This is a genomic window from Pseudomonas sp. FYR_7, from assembly GCF_043106155.1.
Taxonomy (GTDB): domain Bacteria; phylum Pseudomonadota; class Gammaproteobacteria; order Pseudomonadales; family Pseudomonadaceae; genus Aquipseudomonas; species Aquipseudomonas parafulva_B.
The window spans coordinates 15,943-40,949 of record NZ_JBICMI010000034.1 but is presented as its reverse complement, the minus strand read 5'-3'; the positions used below and the strand labels follow the sequence as shown (position 1 = coordinate 40,949).

Here is a 25,007-nt window from a genome sequence, read left to right as displayed (position 1 = left end):
CTCAAGCCAGCTGGGCGTTCGCAGGGACGGTATCCAGCGCTGGCGAACGCACCGTGCGCCAGGTGTTCCAGGCCATCAGGAACATGCCGCTGAGGAAGATCGCGCCACCGACGAAGCGCACGACGAAGCCTGGATGGCTGGCCACCAGGGTTTCGACGAACGAGTAGGTGAGCGTGCCGTCGCTGTTGACAGCGCGCCACATCAGGCCCTGGGCGATGCCGTTGACCCACATCGAAGCGATGTAGAGCACGGTGCCGATGGTGGCCAGCCAGAAGTGCGCGTTGATCAGCCCGATGCTGTACATGCGCTCTTTGCCGAAGACCTTGGGGATGGTGTGGTACAGGGCGCCGATGGAAATCATCGCTACCCAGCCCAGGGCGCCGGCATGCACGTGGCCGATGGTCCAGTCGGTATAGTGGGACAAGGCGTTGACAGTCTTGATGGCCATCATCGGGCCTTCGAAGGTGGACATGCCGTAGAAGGCCAGGGAGACCACCAGGAAGCGCAGAATGGGGTCGCTGCGCAGTTTGTGCCAGGCGCCGGACAGGGTCATCATGCCGTTGATCATGCCGCCCCAGCTTGGAGCCAGCAGCACCAGCGACATCACCATGCCCAGCGATTGAGCCCAATCAGGCAGGGCGGTGTAGTGCAGGTGGTGAGGGCCTGCCCAGATGTACAGGGTGATCAGCGCCCAGAAGTGCACGATCGACAGGCGATAGGAGTACACCGGGCGTTCGGCTTGTTTGGGCACGTAGTAGTACATCATGCCCAGGAAGCCTGCGGTCAGGAAGAAGCCCACGGCGTTGTGGCCGTACCACCACTGCACCATGGCATCGGTGGCCCCGGCGTAGACCGAGTAGGACTTGGTCAGGCTGACAGGCAGCTCCAGGTTGTTGACGATGTGCAGCATCGCCACGGTCAGGATGAAACCGCCGAAGAACCAGTTGCCCACATAGATGTGCTTGGTGTTGCGTTTCATCAGGGTGCCGAAGAACACCACGGCATACGCCACCCACACGATGGTGATCAGGATATCGATCGGCCATTCCAGTTCGGCGTATTCCTTGGAGCTGGTGTAACCCAGCGGCAGGCTGATGGCAGCCAGCAGAATCACCAGTTGCCAGCCCCAGAAGGTGAACGCGGCCAGGCGTGGCGCGAACAGGGTGGTCTGGCAGGTGCGTTGCACCGAATAATAGGAGGTGGCGAACAGCGCACAGCCGCCAAACGCGAAAATCACCGCATTGGTATGCAGTGGGCGCAGGCGGCCGAAGCTGGTCCAGGGGAGATCGAGGTTCAGGAAAGGCCAGGCAAGCTGGGCGGCGATGAAGACGCCGAGCCCCATCCCGACGATTCCCCACACCACCGTCATGATGGCGAATTGGCGGACCACCTTGTAGTTATAGGCGGTACTGCTGGTTGTGTTCATGTATGGGTTCCCATCCACGGTTATTGGCAGGCTATAGAGCGAGGCAAGCATGAGTAATGGGCAAAATGCCTGCATTGACGGGGATCAATGGGCCAAGGTCGGAAATGTCCCAGGCTTGCGCTGCACACCTGAACACGAGGTGTACGGTGAGCCGTATCGGACCTGCCTGATCCTGGCCCATGGCGCCGGAGCGCCGATGGACAGCGGGTTCATGGAGCAAATGGCGCAAAGGCTCGCGTCCCGTGGCGTAGCCGTGGTGCGCTTCGAGTTCCCGTACATGGCCCAGCGTCGGCAAGGCGGCAGTAAAAGACCACCCAATCCGCAGCCTGCCTTGCTGCAGTGCTGGCGCGAGGTGTACCAACAGGTGCGACCATTGGTCGCGGGCAAGTTGGCGATCGGCGGCAAGTCGATGGGCGGGCGCATGGCCAGCCTGGTGGCCGACGAGCTGGGAGTCGATGCACTGGTGTGCCTGGGCTATCCGTTCTATGCAGCAGGCAAGCCGGAAAAGCCACGGGTCGAACACCTGGCCGGGTTGCAGACCCCGACCTTGGTCGTACAGGGTGAGCGCGATGCCTTGGGCAATCGGGAGGCGGTCGAGCGGTACACCTTGTCACCTGCGATCGAGGTGCAGTGGTTGGCGACGGGCGATCATGACCTAAAGCCCCTGAAGGCTTCCGGGTTCAGTCATGAACAGCACCTGCAGGCAGCGGCCGACAAGGTGGCGCGCTTTCTGAATGGGCAATGACGATGCACGGTGGGCGGATCCGTGGTTCATCAAGGGATGCGGCCGAGTGAAGGTACTCGGCCTGCGGCAGGCTTAGTCGCGGTACTCGCAGAGGTAGGCCGTTTCGACCTTGACTTGCAGCTGGAACTTGCTGTCGGCCGGCACGTTGAACTGGGTACCAGCAGCGAAGGTTTCCCAGGCGTCGCTGCCTGGCAGCTTCACGATCAGCGCGCCCGAGACCACGTGCATGATTTCACGCTTGGCCGTGCCGAACTCGTATTCACCAGGGGCCATCACACCGACGGTGGCCGGGCCTTCTTCGCCAGTGAAAGCGATCGACTTGACGGTGCCGTTGAAGTACTCGTTGACCTTGAACATGGGCGACTCCAGTAACAGAAGAGGGCAAAAAGGCTGGCCAGTATGCCCAAGGCCACTGGCGCCGTCATCCGCTTTGAAAGGCGCCGCCCGTCAACCGTTAGGCAGGCTCAACGGCAGCAGGCGCGCAGTGTTGCGCGCGTCTTCCAAGGCCCGGTGCTGCTGGCCGCAAAAGTGCATGCCGGCCATGTGCAGGGCACTGTTGAGCCCGGTGGGACGCTGCAGGTGACGGGCCTTGGCAAAACGCTGCTTGAGGTTGATGTGCGGCAGAGCCCGCAGGGCGCTGTCCAGGCCATATTGCCGCCATTCCTGGAGCAATTGCACACGGTCGTAGTCGCCCCAGCTCACCCAGGCCTGCAACTGCGCATGATGGTGCGCCAGCCACCGTTCGAAACTGGGCCAGACCTCGGTAAAGGGGGCGGCCGAGTCCACGTTCGCCTGGCTGATGTGGGTCAGCTCGCGGCAGAACGGCGTCAGCTGAGGCCGCCTGCGTGGCCGCACGAAACGCTGAAAATGGTCGACCTCGCGGCCTTCGCCAGTCACCAGGCTCGCGCCGATTTCAATCACTTCCATGTCTGCGACCGGCCATCCGCCGTCGTCTGTCGTCGCTTCCAGGTCGATCACCAACCAGTGGCCCATGTCAGGCTCCCTTCCAAATCTTGCTTGAGCGTAGCCAAAGTTCTGCCACCCGACACCCCTGGCATTTTGCCGCCTGCTTTGGCATAAAGAGCGCGGCCCGGCGGTTGTGCCGGGTCCGGAAAGCGCCTAGCGTAAGCGGATTCCGTTCTTGCATGTGATGAGTGTTCGTTTTGACCCTAGCGCCCGGCCTCAAGGTCCTGTCCGCACTGTTTATTTCTGCCGCCTGCTGGCTGGCGCCGTCGGCACGGGCCGTGGAGCGGGTGGAGGTCAGGGTTGGGGCTGCTCATTTTCCGCCGTACACCGTGCGTCCCGAGCAAGGTGCGGGCACTGGCCTGCTGGCGCAGTTGATCGACGCGCTGAACCTGTCGCAACCCCGTTATCGCTTTGTGCTGGTGCCCACCTCGGTGCAACGACGCTTTGGCGACCTGCTGCAAGGCCGCACCGACATGGCGGTGTTCGAGAACCCGCAATGGGGTTGGGCGCAGGTGCCGCACGAGGCGGTGGACATGGGCCTTGAAGATGCCGAAGTGTTCGTGGGGCGTACCAGCAGCCTGGCCGACCCGCACTATGTGGATGACCTGCAGGGCAAGCGCCTGGCCATGTTCAACGGCTACCACTATGCCTTTGCAGGGTTCAATCCCGACCCCAGCTACCTGCGCAAAGCCTTCAACGCTACCTTGACCTACTCCCACGACAGCAACCTGCTGATGGTGCAGGCCGGTCGCGCCGACATCGCGCTGGTGACGCGCTCGTACCTCACCGACTTTCTGGCCCGTAACCCCTCCAGTCAGGGCCGGCTGGCGGCATCGGGGCGTATCGATCAGGTCTACCACCACTATGCCGTGCTGCGTGCAGGTGGGCCGTTGTCAGCCACTGCTTTCACCGGGTTGCTGCAGGCGCTGCGCGAGAAGGGCGAGCTGGCGCGCATTTTCGAACCCTATGGCATCACGGTCACTGCCGGGCGCCCGTAGCCCCGTCAACGGCAGCGGCTAAATCCGGGGGAGCTGGCATCGTCTTGCAGAGTGAGCCTTCCTTTCACGTCACCGAGTATCGCCCATGCCCTCAGATGCCGCCTTGCAGACAACCCACACGCCACGCTGGCGCAGCCTGAGCGCCGAGCAGCGCGACGGTTTGCTGTGCCTGTCGCTCGAAGCTCGACCCTTGATCACCTTGCGTGTGCACACTTACGGCACTCCAGTGGTGCAGGTGGAATACGTCTGCTCGCAGCGGCCCTACCAGGCGCAGTGGGCGGCGTGCTACTGGCTGTTGTCCCAGCACGCCACCTGCCAGACGTTGACCTGGCAGCTGCATGAAGTGCCCACCCAGGCGTTGGCCTCTGGCTTGTTGGTGAGCGGCGAGCAATCGGGGCAGTACTTGTGCGAGCGGGCATTGTTCTGGCAGTTGCCTCAGCCGTGGCTGGGTGATGCGCAGACCGCGGTGTACCCGCAACAGATGCGCATCACCGCTGGTAAACGACACCCGCTGCGAGCGCCCAAGCCACGAGGCGAAGTGTACCGGCGCTTCGATGCGCGGCTGGGCAGCTGGGTATCGCTGCGCACCCTGGACATCGAGCACGACCTTGAGCGCTTTAACCGCTGGCAGAACGAGCCGCGGGTAGAGGCGTTCTGGCAGGAAGGGGGGAGCCTGGCGCAGCACCGCGAGTACCTGGCCAAGCTCGAAGCGGACCCCCATACCCTCACGCTGATCGGCTGCTTCGATGATCAGCCGTTTGCCTACTTCGAGGCCTATTGGGCCAAGGAAGACCGCATCGCCCCGTTCTACCAGGCCGACGATTATGACCGTGGCATCCACATGCTGGTGGGCGAACAGCAGCACCGCGGCCCGCATAAGGTCGCCAGTTGGCTCTGCGCGCTGGTGCACTACCTGTTCCTGGACGACCCGCGCACCCAGCGCGTTGTCGCCGAGCCGCGTGCCGACAATGCGCGGATGATCGGCTACATGCAGGACCAGTGCTTTCACTGCGACAAGGAATTCGACTTCCCGCACAAGCGGGCGGCGCTGATGATTCTGGGGCGGGAGCGGTTTTTTGATCGTTGTGCTTTGATTTGAGTGTGGTACTGAAGGCGGTCAAACGACTACCTGGCCTCGCACTTGAAACCAGTGATTTTGCGGATGCGCCCCGGCAAGGCCGCTCCCTGGCATTTAGCTATAATGCTCACATCTCTGGGGCTGCTGCGCAGCCCATCGCGGCACTAGGCCGCTCCTACCGTGATCGTGGTATGGCCGAAGTAGCGCGATTGCGGAGGCAACTGCCTTTGACCGCATCTGAGGGCCAGCGAACCCCCGTATGGGAGCGGCCTAGCCGGAGCGAGTCATCCAATCACCTTCCCGCCGTTCCTACCGCGTCATCTTCCTGCAATGCACCATCGCATCGCGAATCATGAAGTTGACCAGGGTAGGGGAGACGCCCAGCTCCTTGGCGATGTCTTTCTGCGGTACCCCATGCAGGCGGTACATTTCGAACGCATAACGCGTGCGTGGCGGCAGCTCGTTCAGCGCGCGGGCGATGTCGTCCAGGGCCGCAAGGTTGATGTGGGTGGCTTCGGGCGAGGCGTTCTGCAGGACGACGTTCAGCCCTTCTTCCTCGCTGCCGGCGTATTTCAACTCCATCGCCTGCTTGCGGTAATGGTCGATGGCCAGATTGCGCACGATCTGGAACAGATAGCTCAGCTGCGCCTTGAACGAAGAGGTGATCTGCGGAGCGCTGCCGAGCCTGAAGAAGGCATCCTGCACCACATCTTCGGCCCGCGAGCGGCAGCCGGTGATGCGAGCGGCAATCTTGAGCAAGATGCTGCGGTTTTCTACGAAAGCTTGGAGCAGTGGTGAATCGCACTTACTTGTGGACAGTTGTTCCGCCATGGAAATCACCTGGATGCAAAGGGTAAAGAGCGCGTTGGGGTGTAGGACGCGTCCTAGGACGAGCGACAAGCTATTCAGAATGATAATGATTGTCAAATACGAAACGAAATTAGTATCTGTATCTTTCAGTTCTAAGTCTCGCCTCGACCCGCTTGCGTACCCGCAGGATGGCGCCACGGCTGTAGGTGCGCCTGGCTAACTCGCCATGGCCGGCTTTTTCCACCTGACCCGCGCTTCGTTAATTTCTGCTCCCCGCCATCCGTTCCCCTCTGTACATCCCCGGCCGCTGATGCTGTCCGCCCCTGCAGGTGGCCACACCGGCCCGCACAACCCGACACCGGCAGGAACACCCATGACGCATGCCTTCGAACTCCCGACTTCGCTGGTCCAGGCCCTGATGCAACGCGCCGTACAGAGCCCGGACAAGATCGCCTTGCGCTTTCTGGCCGATGCGCCCGGCGAACAGGCCGTGCTCACCTACCAGGCGCTTGACCAGCGCGCCCGCGCCATCGCCGCCGCGCTGCAGGCGCGGGCTACATTCGGGGACCGTGCCGTGCTGTTGTTTCCCAGCGGCCCGGACTACGTGGCGGCGTTCTTCGGCTGCCTGTATGCCGGCGTCATCGCGGTGCCGGCCTACCCTCCGGAGTCCGCGCGTCAGCACCATCAGGAGCGCCTGCTTTCGATCATCGACGACGCCGAGCCGCGCCTGCTGCTGACCATCGCGCGATTGCAAGAAAGCCTTCAGGGCCTGGAGGCGCTGCAAGCCGCGCAGGCCCCGGAGCTGCTGGCCGTTGACCGGCTCGATCCCGCACGGGCGGCGGATTGGCGCGAGCCTGCATTGCAACCCCATGACATCGCGTTCCTGCAGTACACGTCCGGCTCCACGGCCCTGCCAAAAGGAGTGCAGGTCAGCCACGGCAACCTGGTGGCGAACGAACAGCTGATCCGCCACGGCTTCGGTATCGACCTGAACCCTGACGACGTGATCGTCAGCTGGCTCCCGCTCTACCACGACATGGGCCTGATCGGCGGCCTGCTGCAGCCGATCTTCAGCGGCGTGCCCTGCGTGCTGATGTCGCCGGGTTATTTCCTGGCGCGGCCGCTGCGTTGGTTGCAGGCCATCAGTGAGTACGGCGGCACCATCAGCGGCGGCCCTGACTTTGCGTACCGCCTGTGCAGCGAGCGGATCAGCAAGGCTTCACTGGCCGGGCTCGACCTGAGCCGCTGGCGGGTGGCGTACTCGGGCTCCGAGCCGATTCGCCAGGACAGCCTGGCCACCTTCGCCGACACCTTCCAGGCCTGCGGCTTCAAGCCACACAGCTTCTTCGCCAGCTACGGGCTGGCTGAGGCGACGTTGTTCGTCAGCGGCAGCCGCCGCGGTGAGGGCATCGGCGCCTTGGCGCTCGATGCCCAGGCCTTTGCCGAAAACCGCGCCGAGCCGGGCGAGGGCAGCGTGGTGATGAGCTGCGGCTGGCCACAGCCAGGCCATGCGGTACGCATCGTCGAACCCGGGCAGTGCCAGGTGCTGGCGGACAACCAGGTGGGGGAAATCTGGGCCGCCGGGCCAAGCATCGCCCACGGGTACTGGCGCAACGCCCAGGCCAGCGCCCAGACGTTCGTCGAGGCGGATGGCCAGCGCTGGCTGCGCACAGGCGACCTGGGTTTCATGCGCGGCGGCGAGGTGTTCGTCACCGGTCGCCTGAAAGACATGCTCATCGTGCGCGGGCAGAACCTCTACCCGCAGGACCTGGAAAAAACCCTTGAGCGTGAGGTGCCTGCGCTGCGCAAGGGCAGGGTGGCCGTCTTCGCCGTCGAGCACGAGGGCGAGCAAGCCATTGGCGTGGCGGTGGAAATCAGCCGCAACGTGCAGAAGACGACAGCCCCCGAGGCACTGATCAAAACGCTTCGTCACGTCGTCGCCGATGCCTGCCGCCAGGCCCCGGCCGTGGTCCTGTTGCTCAACCCGGGTGCCTTGCCCAAGACCTCCAGCGGCAAACTCCAGCGCTCGGCCTGTCGCCTGCGCATGGACGATGGCACCCTCGACTGCTACGCGCGCTTTCCCCAGCCCGCTTTGCCGGCCACCCAGGCCGTGACCGGCGACGGGTTGCAGGCGCAAATCGCCCGTCTCTGGTGCGACATCCTCAAGGTCGAGGCGGTGGCGGCGGACGATCATTTCATGCTGCTGGGCGGCAACTCCATTGCTGCCACCCAGGTCACGGCAGCGCTGGCCGACGCCTTGGGCATCGAGCTGAGCCTGCGCAGCCTTTTCGAGGCCCCGGTGCTGGCCGACTATACCCAGGCGGTTGCCACAAGCCTTGCCCAAGGCCAGCAAACAGAGGCCATCGCGCTGTTGTCCCGCGACAGGCCACTGCCCCAGTCGCTGGCGCAGAACCGCCTGTGGCTGCTCTGGCAACTGCAGCCGCAGTCGGCTGCCTACAACATCCCTGCTGGCCTGCAACTGCGCGGGGCCCTGGATGAACCTGCTCTGGAAGCCGCCCTGCAAGCGCTGGTGGCCCGCCACGAAGCCTTGCGCACGGTGTTCAGCGACGTCGACGGCCAGGCAGTGCAACGCATCCTGGCTCACCTGCCGGTGAACCTTCAGCGGCTCGACCTGCAGGGGCAAGCGCCTGAGCAGGTCGACAGCCAGCGAGAGGCCGAGGCGTGCCTGCCGTTCGATCTGCAGAACGGTCCGCTGCTGCGCCTGACGCTGGTCCATCTGGACGAGGAGCATCACCAGCTTTGGGTCACCCTGCACCACATTGCCGCCGACGGCTGGTCGCTCACCCTGCTCATGGACGAGCTGGCGCGCCTCTATGCGGCGTATTGCCAGGGTCTTGAACCCAAGCTGGCTCCGCTCGGGCTGGGTTACGCCGACTACGGCAACTGGCAGCGCACGTGGTTGGCAGAGGGTGCAGCCCAGCGTCAGCTTGCCTACTGGCGCGATCAGCTGGGCGATTCAGTGCCGGTCCTGGACCTGTGCACCGACCATCCCCGCGCCAGCGACCGTGGCAACCACGCCGCACGCCTGAACGTGAAGGTGCCCGCGCACCTGTCCCAGGCCCTCAAGGCCCTGGCACATCAACACCACTGCAGCCTGTTCATGGTGCTGCTGGCGGGCTGGCAGGCGCTGCTGCACCGCTATACCGGCCAGGCCGACATCCGCGTCGGTGTGCCCAATGCCAACCGCTCGCGTCTGCAAAGCCAAGGGCTGGTCGGTTTCTTCATCAATACCCAGGTGCTGCGCGCCCAGGTCCATGGCCGGCTGCCGTTCGCCGAATTGCTCGGCCAGGTGCGCCAAGCCACCCTGGAGGCACAGGCCAACCAGGACCTGCCGTTCGAGCAGTTGGTCGAGGCGTTGCCCCAGGCCCGGGAGCAAGGCCTGTTCCAGGTCATGTTCAACCACCAGCAGCGCGACCTGTCGGCGTTGCGGCGCCTGCCAGGCCTGCTGGCCGAAGAACTGCCCTGGCACAGCCGGGAAGCCAAATTCGACCTGCAACTGCACAGCGAAGAAGACCATCAGGGCCGTGTGCGCCTGGCATTCGACTACGCCAGCGCGCTGTTCGAGCAGGACACGGTGGCGCGGCTTGCCCAGCAGCTGTTGAGCCTGTTCGAGCACGTCTGCGAAACGCCGCAACTGCCCATCGGCGAGGTACCTTTGCTGGATGAGGCGAGCCGTGCACGGTTGCTGGGCTGGGGGCAAGCGCCGGCTGCACAGCCGCCACAGCTGCTGGTCGAACAGCTCAACGAGCAGGCTCGCCTGCACCCGCAGCGCACCGCACTGGTGTGGGAGGGCGGCAGCCTCGGCTACGCCGAACTGCATCAGCAGGCCAATCGCCTGGCCCATTACCTGCGCGACAAGGGCATTGGCCCCGATACCTGCGTGGCCATCGCCATCGAGCGCTCGCCCCGGCTGCTGGTAGGCCTGCTGGCCATCCTCAAGGCCGGCGGCGCCTATGTGCCCCTGGCCGTGGAGTACCCGGCCGAGCGTCTGGCCTACATGCTGGCCGACTGCAACGCCGGCCTGCTGCTCACCCACAGCAGCCAATTGGCCATCTTGCCGCACGTGCAGGGTGTTGGCGTGATCGCGCTGGACCAACTGCACCTGGACAACTGGCCGAGCCAACCGCCCCGGCTGCATCTGGACGCCGACAACCTAGCCTACGTGATCTATACCTCTGGCTCTACCGGCCAGCCCAAGGGCGTGGGCAACACCCACGGGGCGCTCGCCGAGCGGCTGCAGTGGATGCAGGCGACCTACGCACTGGGCGCGGACGACGTGCTGATGCAGAAGGCACCGATCAGTTTCGATGTTTCGGTGTGGGAATGTTTCTGGCCGCTGATCACCGGCTGCAAGCTGGTGCTTGCCGGTGCCGGTGAGCACCGCGACCCGCAGCGCATCGCAGCGCTGGTGCAGGCCCATGGCGTGACGACCCTGCATTTCGTGCCGCCTTTGTTGCAGGTGTTCGTGCAGGAGCCCCTGGCCGCAGGCTGCAGCAGCCTGCGCCGCCTGTTCTCTGGCGGCGAGGCGTTGCCGGCCGCCCTGCGGGATCGGGTGTTGCAGGTGCTGCCACAGGTGCAGCTGCACAACCGTTACGGCCCGACCGAAACCGCCATCAACGTCACCCACTGGCATTGCACCGCCAGCGACGGTGGGCATTCGCCCATGGGGCGCCCCCTGAGCAATGTGCTGTGCCAGGTGCTGGACGATGAGCTGCACTTGAGCGTACCTGGCGTACCCGGCGAGCTGTACTTGGGTGGCACGGGCCTGGCCCGTGGCTACCTGGGCCGCCCTGGCCTGACGGCCGAGCGCTTCGTGCCCCAGCCCGGCGGCAACGGCCAGCGCCTGTACCGAAGCGGCGACCGAGTGCGCTGGTTGGTGCAGTACCCGGCGCTCGAGTACCTGGGGCGCTTGGACCACCAGGTGAAAGTCCGCGGCTTCCGTGTGGAGCCCGAAGAAGTGCAGGCCTGCCTGCTGGCCCAGGCCGGCGTCGAGCAGGCGGTGGTGCAGGTTCACCAGGACACCGTAGGTGCACAACTGGTGGGTTACTACAGTGGCACCGCCGAATCGGGCCCCCTGCTCGCGGCACTCGCCGGGCAGCTTCCGGCCTACATGGTGCCGGCACAGCTCATGTGGCTGGCGCAGATGCCGCTTGGCCCGAGCGGCAAGGTCGATCGCAAGGCATTACCGGCGCCTGTGTGGCAGCAATGTGAACACATCGAGCCGCACAGCCCCTTGCAACGACAGGTCGCGGCCATCTGGTGCGAAGTGCTGGGCCTGCCCCAGGTCGGCTTGCAGGACGATTTCTTCGCCTTGGGCGGGCACTCCTTGTTGGCGACGCAAATCGTCTCGCGCACGCGCCAGGCCTGCGACGTCGAACTACCGTTGAAGGCCTTGTTCGACGCCAGCGAGCTGGGCGCTTTCTGTACCGAAGTTGCGCGCATCCAGGCAAGCGGTGAACGCAATGCGCAAGGTGACATCCCGCGCGTGGATCGCCGTCAGGCGGTGCCGCTTTCCTATTCGCAACAGCGCATGTGGTTCCTCTGGCAAATGGAGCCCAACAGCCCGGCCTACAACGTCGGTGGCATGGCGCGCCTGCGCGGCACCTTGCATGTGGATGCCTTCGAGCGGGCGTTGCACGCGCTAATCGTGCGTCACGAAACCCTGCGCACCACCTTCCCCAGCATCGAGGGCGTGCCTTACCAGTGCGTGGCCGACGACAGCAACCTGCAGCTGGCTTGGCAAGATTTCAGCGCACTGCCCGACGCTGCTCGCCAGTACAGCCTGCAACAGTTGGCCGACCAGCAGGCACACCAAGCGTTCGACCTGGAAAGTGGCCCCCTGCTGCGTGCCTGCCTGGTCAAGCTGCAAGAGCGCGAACACGTCTTCGTGCTCACCTTGCATCACATCGTCACCGAAGGCTGGGCCATGGACATCTTTGCCCGCGAACTGGGCGAGCTGTACGAAGCCTTCGTCGACGACCGTGAGTCGCCGCTGGCACCTTTGCCCGTCCAGTACCTGGACTACAGCGTATGGCAACGGCAATGGCTGGACAGCGGTGAGGGCGCTCGCCAGCTGGCCTACTGGAAACAGCGCCTCGGCCAGGAGCACCCGGTACTGGCGCTGCCCTCCGACCGTCCTCGGCCTGCCGTGCAAAGCCACAAGGGCGAGCTCTACAGGTTCGAGCTTGACCCTGCGCTAGTGCAGCGCGTGCACGCCTTCAACAGCCAGCGTGGCCTGACCTTGTTCATGACGATGACCGCTACCCTGGCCGTGCTGCTGCATCGTTACAGCGGCCAGCGCGACCTGCGCATCGGCGCCCCGGTGGCCAACCGCATCCGCCCCGAGAGCGAAGGGCTGATCGGTGCTTTCCTCAATACCCAGGTGCTGCGCTGCGAGCTGGACGGCCAGATGACCGGTGCCCAGGTGCTCGAGCAGGTGCGCCAGGCAGCCATCGAGGGGCAGTCCCACCAGGACCTGCCGTTCGAACAACTGGTCGAAGCCTTGCACCCACCGCGCAGCAGCGCCTATAACCCGCTGTTCCAGGTGATGTGCAACGTGCAGCGCTGGGCCTTCCAGCAAAGCCGTACGCTGGCCGGCATGCAGGTGGACTACCTGGTCAACGACGCAGCCGCCACCAAGTTCGACCTCTATCTGGAGGTCACGGACCTCGATGGCCGGCTGGGCTGCTGCCTGACCTACAGCCAGGACCTGTTCGACGCGCCACGCATCGCGCGCATGGCTGCGCACTGGCAGCAGTTGCTGGTCGGTCTGCTGGATAAGCCCCAACAACGCCTGTGCGAGCTGCCGATGCTCAGCAGTGCCGAACAGCAGGGGCTGGTTGCGCAGCTGCGTGGTGAGCCGAGCAGTGCGGCGCGGCATACGCTGCATGGGCTGTTCGCGGCCCAGGCGGCCCAAGACCCACACGCACGGGCCCTGACGTTCGCCGGCCAGCACCTGAGCTACGCCGAGCTCGATCAGCAGGCCAACCGCCTGGCCCGTGCCTTGCGCGAGCGCGGTGTCGGCCCGCAGGTGCGGGTGGGCGTGGCGCTCGAACGTTCGCTGGACATGGTCGTCGGCCTGCTGGCTGTACTCAAGGCCGGCGGCACCTACGTGCCGCTCGACCCGGAGTACCCGCTGGACCGCTTGCGCTACATGATCGAGGACAGCCAGGTCGGCGTGCTACTCAGTCAACGCCGCTTGCTGCAGGACCTCGGGCCGCTGCCGGAGCACCTGGCCTGCTGGAGCCTTGAAGACGATCAGCCGACGCTGGGTGCCTACAGCAAGGCGCCGCTGGACGATGTGAGCCTGGCGCAGCACCCGGCTTATCTGATCTACACCTCCGGCTCCACCGGCAAACCCAAGGGTGTGGTGGTCAGCCATGGCGAGTTCGCCATGCACTGCCAGGCGGTGATCGAGGCGTTCGGCATGCGCAGCGACGATTGCGAGCTGCATTTCTATTCCATCAATTTCGACGCGGCCAGCGAACGGCTATGGGTGCCGCTGCTGTGTGGCGCACGCGTGGTCATCCGTGCCCAAGGGCAATGGGGCGCCGACGAGATCTGCCAGCTGGTGCGAGAGCAGCACGTCAGCGTGCTGGGCTTCACGCCCAGCTACGGCAGTCAGTTGGCCCAGCATCTGGCCCTACAGGGCGAGTGCCTGCCGGTGCGCCTGGTGATCACCGGGGGCGAGGCATTGACCGGCGAGCACCTGCAGCGTATCCGCCAGGCTTTCATCCCTGATCAGCTGTTCAACGCCTATGGCCCCACCGAAACCGTGGTCATGCCGCTGGCCGCCCTGGCCCCGCAAACGCTGGCGGCCGACCTGGGCAGCGTGCCCATCGGGCGGGTGATCGGTCAACGCACGGCCTACATCCTCGATGACGACCTGGCCCTGTTGCCCCAGGGTGGCATCGGTGAGCTGTATGTGGGCGGCGCTGGCCTGGCCCAGGGCTACCACGACCGCCCCGGCCTCACCGCCGAACGCTTCGTCGCCGACCCCTTCAGCCACACAGGCGGGCGCCTGTACCGCACAGGCGACCTGGTGCGCCTGGGCCAGGATGGCCTGGTGGAGTACATCGGGCGCGCCGACCAGCAGGTGAAGATCCGCGGCTTCCGTATCGAGCTGGGTGAGATAGAGAGCCGTTTGCAGGCCCATGCCGATGTGGATGAAGCGGTGGTCATCGCCGTGGACATGCAGGGCGTACGGCAACTGGTCGGCTACCTTGTAAGCCCGTACGCAGCTGCCGACACCCATGCCCAGCAACAGCTGCGCGAGGCCGTCAAGGCCCATGCCCATCAGCATCTGCCGGACTACATGGTGCCGGCGCACCTGGTGCTGCTCGAGTCTCTGCCACTGATGGGCAACGGTAAGCTGGACCGCCGCGCTTTGCCGCTGCCCGACCTCGACCAGGCTCGCCAGCAGTACCAGGCGCCGGCCAATGAGGTGCAAGCGCAATTGGCGCAGGTCTGGGGCGAGGTGCTCAACGTCGATCAGGTCGGCGTTCAGGACAATTTCTTCGAGCTGGGCGGTGACTCGATCCTGTCGATCCAGGTGGTCAGCCGCGCGCGCCAGGCCGGCCTGCAATTTACCCCGCGCGACCTGTTCCAGCACCAGACCATCCAGGCCCTGGCGGCCATCGTGCAGCCGGTGCAGGCCACCGACAGCATCGAGCAAGGCCTGCGCCAAGGCATCGCCCAGCTGACCCCGATCCAGCGCTGGTTCTTCGACAGCGCCTTGGCGCAGCCGCAGCACTGGAACCAGGCCGTGCTGTTGCAATGCCGCACGCCGCTGGACGAGACCCGGCTGCAAACCGCGCTGGCCGCCCTGGTCGAGCACCACGACAGCTTGCGCCTGCGTTTCAGCGATGCGGCTGGCCGTTGGCAGGGCGAGTACGCCCAGCCTGATGATCAACAGCTGCTGTGGTCGGCCACGGTCGCCGACCTGGACGATTGCCAGGCGCTGTACACCGACCTGCAACGCAGCCTCGACCTGCAGCGCGGTCCTTTGCTCCGTGGCTTGCTGGTGAGTGACGGGGAGGGTGAGCAACGCCTGGCATTGGCCATCCATCACCTGGTGGTCGACGGCGTTTCCTGGCGCATCCTGCTCGAAGACCTGCAGGCGCTGTACCGAGGCCAGGCCCTGCCGGCCAAGACCCATGCCCCAGGTGATTGGGCGGCGCGGCTGGCCGCCTATGCCAGCAGCGATTCGCTGCGTGATGAGCTGGGCAGGTGGCAGGCGCAAGTGGGCGAGGTACGCCATGAGCTGCCCTGCGATCATCCACAAGGCGGCAACTTGCAGCGTCATGCCCGTACCGTGACCATCAGCCTGGATGCGCAGCAGACCCGCCAGTTGCTGCAGCAGGCGCCTGCGGCCTACCACACCCAGGTCAATGACCTGCTACTGACGGCACTTGCCCGCACCCTATGCCAGTGGACGGGTCAGCCACAGGCGCTGGTGCAGTTGGAAGGCCATGGCCGCGACGGGTTGTTCGAGGACATGGACCTGACCCGCAGCGTCGGCTGGTTCACCAATGCCTACCCGTTGAGCCTGTCGCCCCTGGCAGGGGATGATGACCAAGCTCTGGCGGCGTCCATCAAGCACATCAAGGAGCAGTTGCGCCAAGTGCCGCATAAGGGCCTTGGCTACGGTGTGCTGCGCTACCTGGCGGACCCGGCAACGCGCGAGCACATGGCGGCCCTGGCGCAAGCGCGTATCACCTTCAACTACCTTGGGCAGTTCGACCAGCAGTTCGACGACGGCGCGCTGTTCACGCCGGTGGACGCGCCGGTGGGCCTGGCCCATGACCCGGATGCGCCGCTGCCCAACTGGCTGAGTGTCGATGGCCAGGTCTACGGCGGTGCGTTGCAACTGCGCTGGACATTCAGCAATGAACGCTATGAACCGCACACCATCGCTACACTGGCAAACGCCTATCGCCAAGAGCTGATAACGCTGATCGACCATTGCCTGGCAGACGGGCAGGGCAGCTACACCCCCTCGGACTTCCCCCTGGCGCACCTTACCCAAGCGCAGATCGACGCGCTGCCCGTGCCAGCCAACCTGATCGAGGACGTCTACCCGCTGACCCCCATGCAGGAAGGCATGCTGCTGCACACCCTGCTCGAACCCGGCACCGGCCTGTACTACATGCAGGATCGCTATCGCATCAACAGCGCGCTCGACCCCCAGCGCTTCGCCCTGGCCTGGCAACAGGTGGTGGCGCGGCACGAAGCCTTGCGCGCCTCGTTCAGCTGGAACAGTGGCGAGGCCATGCTGCAGATCATCCACAAGCCCGGGCAACTGGCCATGGATTACCAGGACTGGCGCGACCTGGACGACGCCGACCAGGAGGCTCGCTTGCAAGCCCTGCACAAGCAGGAGCGCGAAGCCGGCTTCGACGTGTTGCACACGCCGCCGTTCCACCTGCGCCTGGTGCGTGTGGCCGATGCGCGCTACTGGTTCATGATGAGCAACCACCACATCCTCATCGATGCCTGGTGCCGCTCGCTGCTGATGAACGACTTCTTCGAAATCTACCAGGCGCTGGGCGAGGGCCGGCAGGCGCAACTACCGGTGCCGCCGCGCTACCGCGACTACATCGGCTGGCTGCAGCGCCAGGGGCTGGACGACGCGCGCGCCTGGTGGCAAGCCAACCTGGCCGGCTTCGAGCGCGCCACGGCACTGCCAAGCGACCGCCCGCTGCGCCATGAGCATGCGGGCAGCGGCATGATCGTCGGCGATTGCTACACACGCCTGGCGGTCAGTGAGGGCGCTCGCCTGCGCGAGCTGGCCCAGGCCCACCAGTTGACCGTCAACACCTTCGCCCAGGCAGCCTGGGCCCTGGTGCTGGCGCGCTACAGCGGCGAGCGCGACGTGGCCTTCGGCGTGACCGTGGCGGGTCGGCCGGTGAGCATGCCGCAGATGCAGCGCACCGTCGGCCTGTTCATCAACAGCGTGGTGCTGCGCGTACAGCTGCCAGCGGCCGGCCAGGGGTGCAGTGTGCGCCAGTGGTTGCAGGGTTTGCTGGAGCGCAACATGGAACTGCGCGAGTACGAATACCTGCCACTGGTGGACATTCAGGCGTGCAGCGAACTGCCCAAGGGCCAGCCCTTGTTCGACAGCCTGTTCGTGTTCGAGAACGCCCCGGTGGAAACCGCCGTGCTCGACCACGCCCAGCACCTGGATGCCACCTCCGACTCAGGCCGCACCCACACCAATTTCCCGCTCACCGCGGTCTGTTACCCAGGTGATGACCTGGGCCTGCACCTCTCGTTCGACCAGCGCTACTTCGACTACCCGACGGTCGAGCGCTTGCTGGCCGAATTCAAACGCCTGCTCCTGGCGCTGGTCCAGGGCTTCGACGGACAAGTGCAAGCGTTGCCGCTGGTGGGCGCCGAGGAACAGCATTTCTTGCTCCAGACATGCAACAACACCCAGCGGGCCTATCCCTTGGAGCACAGCTATGTCGCGCAGTTCGAGGCGCGCGTGGCCGCCCATCCCCAGCGTACCGTGGCCCGGTGCCTGGACGCCGAGTACGACTATGCCGGGCTGAACCTGGCGGCCAACCGCCTGGGCCATGCACTGATCGAGGCGGGTGTCCGGGTGGATCAACCGGTGGCCCTGCTGGCCGATCGTGGTTTGCCACTGCTGGGCATGATCGTGGGCAGCTTCAAGGCCTGTGCCGGTTACCTGCCGCTGGACCCAGGCCTGCCTACTGCGCGCCTGCAAAGCATTCTTGAGCTCAGCCGCGCGCCAGTGCTGGTGTGCAGCGCGGCCTGCGCCGAGCAGGGGCAGGCCTTGCTACAAGCCATGGACCCTGCCGTACGGCCCCAGTTGCTGGTGTGGGAAACCGTCCAGACCTGCACCACGGCCAGCCACAACCCTGAGGTCTACAGCGGCCCGGACAACCTCGCCTACGTGATCTACACCTCAGGCTCCACCGGCTTGCCCAAGGGCGTGATGGTGGAACAGCGCGGCATGCTCAACAACCAACTGAGCAAGGTGCCCTACCTGGCGCTGACCGAACACGATGTCATCGCGCAGACGGCATCGCAGAGCTTCGACATTTCGGTGTGGCAGTTCCTGGCCGCGCCGCTGTTCGGCGCCCGGGTCGAAATCGTGCCCAACGTCATTGCCCACGATCCCCAGGGCCTACTCACCCATGTTCAGGCCACCGGCATCACCGTCCTTGAGAGCGTGCCATCGCTGATCCAGGGCATGCTTGCCAACGAACACCAGGCGCTGGACGGCCTGCGCTGGATGCTGCCAACCGGCGAGGCCATGCCACCGGAGTTGGTGGCGCAGTGGTTGCAGCGTTACCCACGGATCGGCCTGGTCAACGCCTACGGGCCAGCGGAATGCTCGGATGACGTGGCGTTCTTCCGTGTCGATGCCGCCTCCACCCAGGGCAGCTACTTGCCCATCGGCACCCCGACCGACAATAACCGGCTGTACCTGCTGGGCGATGAACAGCAACTGGTGCCGCTGGGCGCCGTGGGTGAGTTGTGCGTGGCGGGTACGGGCGTGGGGCGAGGCTACGTGGGCGACCCGGCACGCACGGCATTGGCGTTCATTCCCCACCCTTACGGTGCACCCGGCGAGCGTGTGTACCGCACCGGCGACCTGGCCCGCCAGCGACCTGACGGGGTGTTCGAGTACGTGGGCCGTGTCGATCACCAGGTGAAGATTCGCGGTTACCGTATCGAACTGGGTGAAATCGAAGCCCGGCTGCACGAGCAGCCGCAGGTCCGCGATGCAGCGGTGGCCGTGCAGGATGGTGTCAACGGCAAGCATCTGGTGGGTTATCTGGTGCCGCACCACGGGCTAAAGGGCGACGACACCGTGCTCGCTCAGCTCAAGGCACGCCTGCGCGCCGAGCTGCCCGAGTACATGGTGCCCCTGCATTGGGCCTGGCTCGAAGCCTTGCCTCACAACGCCAACGGCAAGCTCGACCGCAAGGCCCTGCCTGCCGTCGACATCGGCAACCAGCACAGCCAGGCCTATCAGGCACCGCGCAGCGAGCTCGAAGGCCTGCTGGCCGGTATCTGGGCCGAGGTGCTCAAGGCCGACCGGGTTGGCGTACACGACAACTTCTTCGAATTGGGCGGGCACTCGCTACTGGCCACCCAGATCGCCTCGCGGGTGCAGAAGCAACTTCGGCTGAACGTGCCATTGCGGGCGATGTTCGAGTGCAGCACGGTGGCGGAATTGGCCGTGTACGTGGAGGGACTGCAGGGCAGCGCCCTGGATGAAGACAAGGTGGACCGGTTGAGTGACTTGATGGCGGAGTTGGAAGGGTTGTGAGGGGCGGCGGGCGATGGGTAATCGCCCGTTCGTTCAAGGGCTGACGACGCCGGATAATTGGCGGGGCTGAAATCCTTGGGGCTGCTGCGCAGCCCTAAGGACATGAGCTGGCTCGCTCGGGTCGCGGCTCAAGGGGGCCTCGCAAGCTGCCGTCTTCACCTTTCTCGAGCGTGTTCACTGCGCCTGTGATAACGACTTGAGTGACCGATCATACAGCTAGCGCCTTTATAAACGCCTCATCCAGTGAGTTGGCTTGGTACCTAGCCAGCAATTGATCTGCGTTATCGAATGCCTGAAGTTGTTGATGGGCAAGCATGTAAAAGCGGGTGCAGTTATCTACGATTTCCTGTGTGTAATGGGACGATATCATGACGCTGGCGCCCTCACGGCAGGCGCTCTTGATGCCCAACCAAATATAATGCCGAAATTCAGGGTCTACCCCCGCGGTCGGCTCGTCGAGCATGATCAAGTCACTGCCCGTCAACAAGAGCGTCAAGCTGATGAAGCTGCGCACTTCCCCGTAACTGCATTTGGACGCCTTTTTTTGTGCAATCTCTGAAAAGCGCCGGCCCAATGCGGGAGACCACCCATCAAGGCGCACGATGGCCTGATCAATGCTTAGCAATGTTGGCATATTTAAAAGCGTAATGAGTTTGTAAACCTCCCCCATTCGAAGCTGTGGAGGCGGTGTAAGGATCTGAGTCAGGTAGGTGGGGTGACGAGCATTATTGCAAATCACGCCACCCGTCGGATACCGAAGTCCACTGATAATGTCGAACAGTGTGGTCTTTCCGGCACCGTTGCAGCCTAGAATGCCCACTGCTTCGCCGGGCGATAAGTCGATATTTATCTTGTGAAACAAAAGCCTTTTTTGGTACGAGAAGGAAAGTTCGGTGAGGGTCAGTAGGCGCATCAGTAACGGCTCCAAACCGGTTGAATTCTAGAATGCTTGGCTGTCAGGTAGAGCGCTGTGATGGACAGCATGAATAAGGGTGGGAAGACCATTCCGAGAGCAAGGTCGCCGTGAAAAAGCTGGGTGCTCACAATTAGTGGGTTAAGGAGCATGACTACAGGGTGCCGGGACTCAACGGTGGCAGCGCCGAGAAAGCTCGAGACGAGCATGAGGAATGACAGAAGCGAGAAAAGGGTGCCGGCCGTGCCGAACGTGAGGGGGAGAGAGGCTATAATTAAACCGATAAGTGTGAAGCCGAGATAACTGGTTGAAAAACATGCAAGGATGAACGTGTATTCTTGTAGTGAGTAGGGGCCATGTAACGGTTTGGTGATTAAATAGAATAGCGATGCGTAAAATAAGCTCATCAGCGCATAGCTGATCATTTGAGCGGTAAGAAAAAATAGCATTGGCCTCTTCCGATAAATAAAAGAACGGGTAAAGCCGCTCTCTCGCCTGCCGATTAAGTAAAAACTGAATCCAAAAAAGGCGACGTTGGCAGAGATATAGGCATAGAACCAACCCGCTTGTTTCAGGTAGGGTAAGTTTGAGCTTCCGGCCACAATGAAATAAAGCATGCAGGGTGCAGCTGAAGTCCATAAAAAGCTTGAGGTGTCTCTAATGTGCTCTTTTAGAAGAATTAGGGAGATATGGAAAAGCCTGACCGATGTGTGTTTTGTTATGGTTTTTTTTGCTGTCATGGGAAAGGTACCATGGTGTTGAGTTGTTCGACGATGAATTGGTCTTGGAAGTCCTGAGAGTATCTGTTGTGCAGGTTGAAGTGCGACGAATTGTTCATGTGTAGAAAGAGATTTGGAGATGTGTACTTGCAGAAATAAACAATGCTTTCTGCGCAGGCCGTGGTGCTCACATAAAGATAACCATCGAATTTAAGGGTTTTTAGCGTACGCATAAGCGTAGCAGTATCAAAATTTTGCTGAGCATGCTCATTATCGCACTTCGGAGATGTGGAAGTGACGGAAGTCATTGCGCTATAGGTTGAGTATCGATTGCATGATAAGAAGTGGCGCAAATATGAATCTTCAATTGCATTGATATCTTTAGCTGTGGAGGAGAATGAATGCATGTAGCGAAAGGTTTGCCAAAGCTCTATCAAAGATTTTTCCAGTGCGCTTTCAAGGTCAGAGGCGTAGGACATTCCGGCGCAGAATCTGACAGGCTTAGGTTTAGCTGAGTCGTCGCCATAACACGCTAGAACACAGCGACCTGGAAATCTTTTATCTGTAAGATCCAAGAGCGCGATGTCGCCAGCGTTAGAAAGCGCTTTCAGGAGCTTCTTGCTTGCGCGACCGGATAGCGCCGAGGTCGCTTCGCTCAAGGAGATGACATTAGAACAAGTTTTTGTCAGCCAGCATCTGAGAAGAAACTGTCTTTCCAGTGCTTCTTTGATAGCGCCCAGTATTGCTAATTCGAGATTTGAATGTGCGCTACATCCGCAGGTATCTCTATTAGGATAAAACCTGTTGTCATCAGTGTCTGAGCATGAGTTTAGTGTGATGAGGGCTGTAGGTATCGAGCAGCGAGAGAGGTCAACGATTCGATACACCTCTGTCCTGTCAAAACGATGCGAGGATATTTCGGTCTTTGAGTTTTCTTTTGCGGTTTGAGCTAATGCTGAAGTCAGCGCAGCGGTCTCATTTGGATACAGCCCTTGACTGATTGGATTTTTATCGCTGACCTCAATGTCCAGATAAAAGTGCTTACGCTCTAAATGCTCGCCATTTGCGGCTTTGACCACCTCGCTGTTCCAACCGGCGCTTGAGCCAGTCGTACGCCAACGACTCCCGCATTCTACGCTGTGAGGTAGATGCTTAACCGCAGCAGGTCTATGAAATTCAAAATCGGGAAGTAACTGAAAATGTATTTCATTATAATGATTCATGCTTCACCCTATGAATTGTACGCACAGAGGTATAAACAGCCCAGGATTGAGATTTAAAGCTTGCGTCACTTGATAGTCGGTAAATCCTGACCAGGGTCTACTTCTGAGGTTGAGCGCTTTGCACTGCAAATCCACCAGCATGTACATGGAGCCAGCCTCCATGGCTGCTAGTCGATAGCCGCGCTGTTTATACTTGAATAGCGCTTTTGGAAGGTAGGCGAAGAAGATAAGTGCTGCCGAGGGTGCTCCAATTTCTTGATCAAGAGGGAGAATAGCCGATGTGACATCGGCAATATTGATGTCAGGACTGTGGACTTCAAAGCTTCTTGAGTTGGGTAAAAGATGTAAAACGTCGCATGATCCGGGCCAGCTATTTGAATCATGGTTGAGGTTTACAAAAAAAACCTCTACAGGATAAAGGGCGCCTCCACTAGGATACCCACGCTTATATGCATGATCATGTTTTCTGACAATGGGTGCAGCCAGTGCTTGGATGAGTGAAAAGTCAATCGCCCTCTGTGAGAAATACGTGCATGATTCATTTCTGTGAAGTGGGTGTTCAGGGGGTAGCGGGGCAAGCTGTTCTGGATGAAGTGTAGTATCAGTTTCTAGGACATTTAGGAGTAATTCGTTTCCTGTCATTGCTGCAAGTTCTTTATCAGGAATCTGATGAAGTCTTGTCGCGTGGCGATTGATCTTGTTTATGACATAATTTCCTTTGGAATTAAAGGTCAGTGTTTCTTCAAGTGTTTGGAAGGATATGTATCTCATATAGTGGTCGTGTGATAGGCTCATGGTTTATCTCCAATGCATTCGCACAGCGGCCAGTGAATGCTACTTTCTTCTATGAGTGATCCATCAGTTAGATTTAACGTCTTTGAAAGTAAGAAAGCGTCCTGCGTGATACCTGATTTTGGTAGGTGGGTGAACCTCGAGGCAAAGTCGCCAATGGCGCCTAGAATCAAAGCGCTCTGCAAGGGGTTTAAATGTGTCCTCGGAAGATCGATGTTGCTTGTATTGCAAAACTTCCAAATTTTGCTCCACTGGTGATTGCTCCCGCGAATAGTTTCGTAGTGGGCAATTCTATCCAGTGTGCAAAAAGCACACGGATTTCCAATGGAGGGTACGTAAGCTTCCGTAAGGTGGAAGTAGTGATTGCTGATGAAGCCAATGCTAATGGCACCATCGGGATTATTTTTGGCTAGTTCAAAATAAGTTTTCCTCGCGCTTGCCGGCTTTAGCTTGCTGTGAGCGAGAATGAATAATGTAGGATTTACTCGATTTTCGGTGCTTAGTTGGCAGTTGTGTACGATGCTCAGTAATCCGCCACTGCTTTCTGTTAGCCAGTCTTCAACGGCGCTTGGCAATTTCCAGTCTAACCACAAAATAACGCGCTCAATGTGTGGTGGTTGCTGTGATTCTTTGATGATTGAAAGAGACTTCAGGAATTCGATTGTAGGTTCTGGTTCGAGTGAGTTGTTTGTCAGGAGGTCTTGAAGTTCGCTGTTATGTATAAGTTGTGAATTAAATTCAGTCAAGTGGTTTAATGCAGTTACCAATTTGGGTTCAGTGATGCGTGTGAAGCCTGCTGCCGAGAAAATCACCGGTTCTGGATCAAAGTTAAGAATTTCGTAGTTATATATTCTTATTGAGCTCATATTCTAGGTCTCGATCAGAGGTATACCGGCGCACCCTGGCACCGGTATACCTATTGGCGGATTGTTCAGTCGTTTACTTCCACTTGAGTGAGTGCGTTGCCACCGCTACCGCCGCTGCCACCGCTTCCACCGCTACATCCGCCGCCTCCCCCGCAGCCACCGCTCCCGCCACAGCCACCCGCGCCGCCTGAGCCACCGAAGAACTCGGCTTCCATATCACAGCCTGTTTCACCCTTGAGGCTGACCAGAGAAAAACCAAATTGAATATCCATAACAACTCCTAAGAATGCCCCGGAAGTCGGGGTCAACTGGGTTTAGTCAGAATGGTCAGCAATGTCAAAATTTATATTTTATTATTCTCTCTTGTTCAGGCTGGATAGTGCTTTAAAAAATTCTCGGGGAGTAGGATTCTTCTGAGAGGGTCTTCCTAGTGATGGGTCATGAAACACACAACTTGTGGGAAAAATCTTCGTTGGAAGTAGCTCATTGCCTTTTTAGTAGTCGGAACTATTGGTTTGCTACGTCTGATGGTTCGGTTTTCAGATAAATAGAACTGGTACGAAGGGGGAGGGAAATTGCCTTTCAAATCGTTTCAAATTGTAAATATCTCTTGGTTCATTCCGCTCAATTGCGCCCGGCTACTCGACATCTGTTAGGTTAAATTCCTTGATTCTTCAACGGACGTCCGTGTTGAGTAAGCGCTCCACGAACCCCACATTCAAAGCGCTTAGCTGATCCCGGATGCTGTGCTCCCGATTTCTTTCTGGAGCCCGCGCGCCATGATGTGTCCCGACGCCAAAGTCGAAAAAGTCTTCCTCTATCCCAAGCCAGTCGACTTTCGAAAGTCCATTGACGGTCTGGCCGCACTGGTCGAACTGGACATCAAAGTGGCGTTGGTCGACCCCGTGCTCTTCGTGTTTCTCAACAAAACGCGAAACCGCGTGAAGATCTTATACTGGGAGCGAAACGGCTTCTGCCTTTGGCTCAAGCGCCTCGACTCGGAGCGCTTCAAAACATCGCCTGACCCCACCGACGAGGCCATTATCCTGACCGTCCAGGAACTCAACTGGCTACTCGACGGCTTCGACCTCTGGCGCAACCGCCCACATCAAGTTCTGATGCCTCGCTACGTCGCCTGATTCGGTAT

At 61.3% G+C, this 25,007-nt stretch carries 15 protein-coding genes; 5 read left to right on the top strand and 10 right to left on the bottom strand.

The window, feature by feature from the left end:
• Position 1 precedes the first annotated feature (1 nt).
• Positions 2 to 1,426 (bottom strand): cytochrome-c oxidase, cbb3-type subunit I, encoded by a 1,425-nt coding sequence (gene ccoN, locus ACF8R3_RS08860; RefSeq protein WP_058604819.1) that lies wholly within the window; start codon positions 1,424 to 1,426, stop codon positions 2 to 4.
• 49 nt (positions 1,427 to 1,475) lie between these two features.
• On the opposite strand from ccoN, the gene ACF8R3_RS08855 reads away from it, so the two are divergent.
• A complete protein-coding gene (locus ACF8R3_RS08855; RefSeq protein ID WP_392515486.1) occupies positions 1,476 to 2,171 on the top strand; it encodes an alpha/beta fold hydrolase in 696 nt (231 codons plus the stop codon).
• A 72-nt stretch (positions 2,172 to 2,243) separates the two neighbouring features.
• On the opposite strand, the gene ACF8R3_RS08850 is transcribed toward ACF8R3_RS08855, so the two are convergent.
• Entirely contained in the window at positions 2,244 to 2,528 is a 285-nt protein-coding gene (locus ACF8R3_RS08850; RefSeq protein WP_058604821.1) for a pyrimidine/purine nucleoside phosphorylase, read from the bottom strand.
• A gap of 90 nt (positions 2,529 to 2,618) precedes the next feature.
• Positions 2,619 to 3,164 (bottom strand): exonuclease domain-containing protein, encoded by a 546-nt coding sequence (locus tag ACF8R3_RS08845; RefSeq protein WP_392515484.1) that lies wholly within the window; start codon positions 3,162 to 3,164, stop codon positions 2,619 to 2,621.
• 170 nt (positions 3,165 to 3,334) lie between these two features.
• Between ACF8R3_RS08845 and ACF8R3_RS08840 the strand changes: the two genes are divergently transcribed.
• Together ACF8R3_RS08840 and ACF8R3_RS08835 are read left to right on the top strand one after the other, a co-directional pair.
• Positions 3,335 to 4,135 carry an ABC transporter substrate-binding protein gene (locus ACF8R3_RS08840; RefSeq protein ID WP_058638574.1) on the top strand — a complete coding sequence of 267 codons (801 nt, stop codon included), beginning with the start codon at positions 3,335 to 3,337 and terminating at the stop codon, positions 4,133 to 4,135.
• A gap of 85 nt (positions 4,136 to 4,220) precedes the next feature.
• Positions 4,221 to 5,234, top strand: a complete 1,014-nt coding sequence (locus tag ACF8R3_RS08835) for a GNAT family N-acetyltransferase (protein ID WP_058638575.1) — start codon at positions 4,221 to 4,223, stop codon at positions 5,232 to 5,234.
• Between the two features lie 288 nt (positions 5,235 to 5,522).
• On the opposite strand, the gene ACF8R3_RS08830 is transcribed toward ACF8R3_RS08835, so the two are convergent.
• A complete protein-coding gene (locus tag ACF8R3_RS08830; RefSeq protein ID WP_145256702.1) occupies positions 5,523 to 6,044 on the bottom strand; it encodes an RNA polymerase factor sigma-70 in 522 nt (173 codons plus the stop codon).
• Between the two features lie 352 nt (positions 6,045 to 6,396).
• On the opposite strand from ACF8R3_RS08830, the gene ACF8R3_RS08825 reads away from it, so the two are divergent.
• Complete coding sequence (locus ACF8R3_RS08825) at positions 6,397 to 19,347, top strand: non-ribosomal peptide synthetase (RefSeq protein WP_392515482.1); 12,951 nt, start codon at positions 6,397 to 6,399, stop codon at positions 19,345 to 19,347.
• Positions 19,348 to 19,555: 208 nt separating this feature from the next.
• Here the strand turns inward: ACF8R3_RS08825 and ACF8R3_RS08820 are convergent, their stop codons facing one another.
• From ACF8R3_RS08820 to ACF8R3_RS08795, 6 genes are all read right to left on the bottom strand, one after another.
• Positions 19,556 to 20,260, bottom strand: coding sequence for an ATP-binding cassette domain-containing protein (locus tag ACF8R3_RS08820; protein WP_078478845.1), 705 nt, complete (start codon positions 20,258 to 20,260; stop codon positions 19,556 to 19,558).
• Positions 20,260 to 21,000, bottom strand: coding sequence for a hypothetical protein (locus ACF8R3_RS08815; RefSeq protein WP_392515480.1), 741 nt, complete (start codon positions 20,998 to 21,000; stop codon positions 20,260 to 20,262). The genes ACF8R3_RS08820 and ACF8R3_RS08815 overlap by 1 nt, the downstream gene beginning before the upstream one ends.
• A complete protein-coding gene (locus ACF8R3_RS08810; RefSeq protein ID WP_392515478.1) occupies positions 20,997 to 22,202 on the bottom strand; it encodes a YcaO-like family protein in 1,206 nt (401 codons plus the stop codon). Before ACF8R3_RS08810 ends, ACF8R3_RS08815 begins: the two co-directional genes overlap by 4 nt.
• A gap of 3 nt (positions 22,203 to 22,205) precedes the next feature.
• Complete coding sequence (locus ACF8R3_RS08805; RefSeq protein ID WP_392515477.1) at positions 22,206 to 22,997, bottom strand: SagB/ThcOx family dehydrogenase; 792 nt, start codon at positions 22,995 to 22,997, stop codon at positions 22,206 to 22,208.
• Positions 22,994 to 23,860, bottom strand: a complete 867-nt coding sequence (locus ACF8R3_RS08800; RefSeq protein ID WP_392515475.1) for an McbB family protein — start codon at positions 23,858 to 23,860, stop codon at positions 22,994 to 22,996. The genes ACF8R3_RS08805 and ACF8R3_RS08800 overlap by 4 nt, the downstream gene beginning before the upstream one ends.
• A gap of 65 nt (positions 23,861 to 23,925) precedes the next feature.
• Complete coding sequence (locus ACF8R3_RS08795; RefSeq protein ID WP_392515473.1) at positions 23,926 to 24,132, bottom strand: hypothetical protein; 207 nt, start codon at positions 24,130 to 24,132, stop codon at positions 23,926 to 23,928.
• Positions 24,133 to 24,639: 507 nt separating this feature from the next.
• On the opposite strand from ACF8R3_RS08795, the gene tnpB reads away from it, so the two are divergent.
• Positions 24,640 to 24,999 (top strand): IS66 family insertion sequence element accessory protein TnpB, encoded by a 360-nt coding sequence (tnpB, locus tag ACF8R3_RS08790; RefSeq protein WP_392515471.1) that lies wholly within the window; start codon positions 24,640 to 24,642, stop codon positions 24,997 to 24,999.
• Positions 25,000 to 25,007 lie beyond the last annotated feature (8 nt).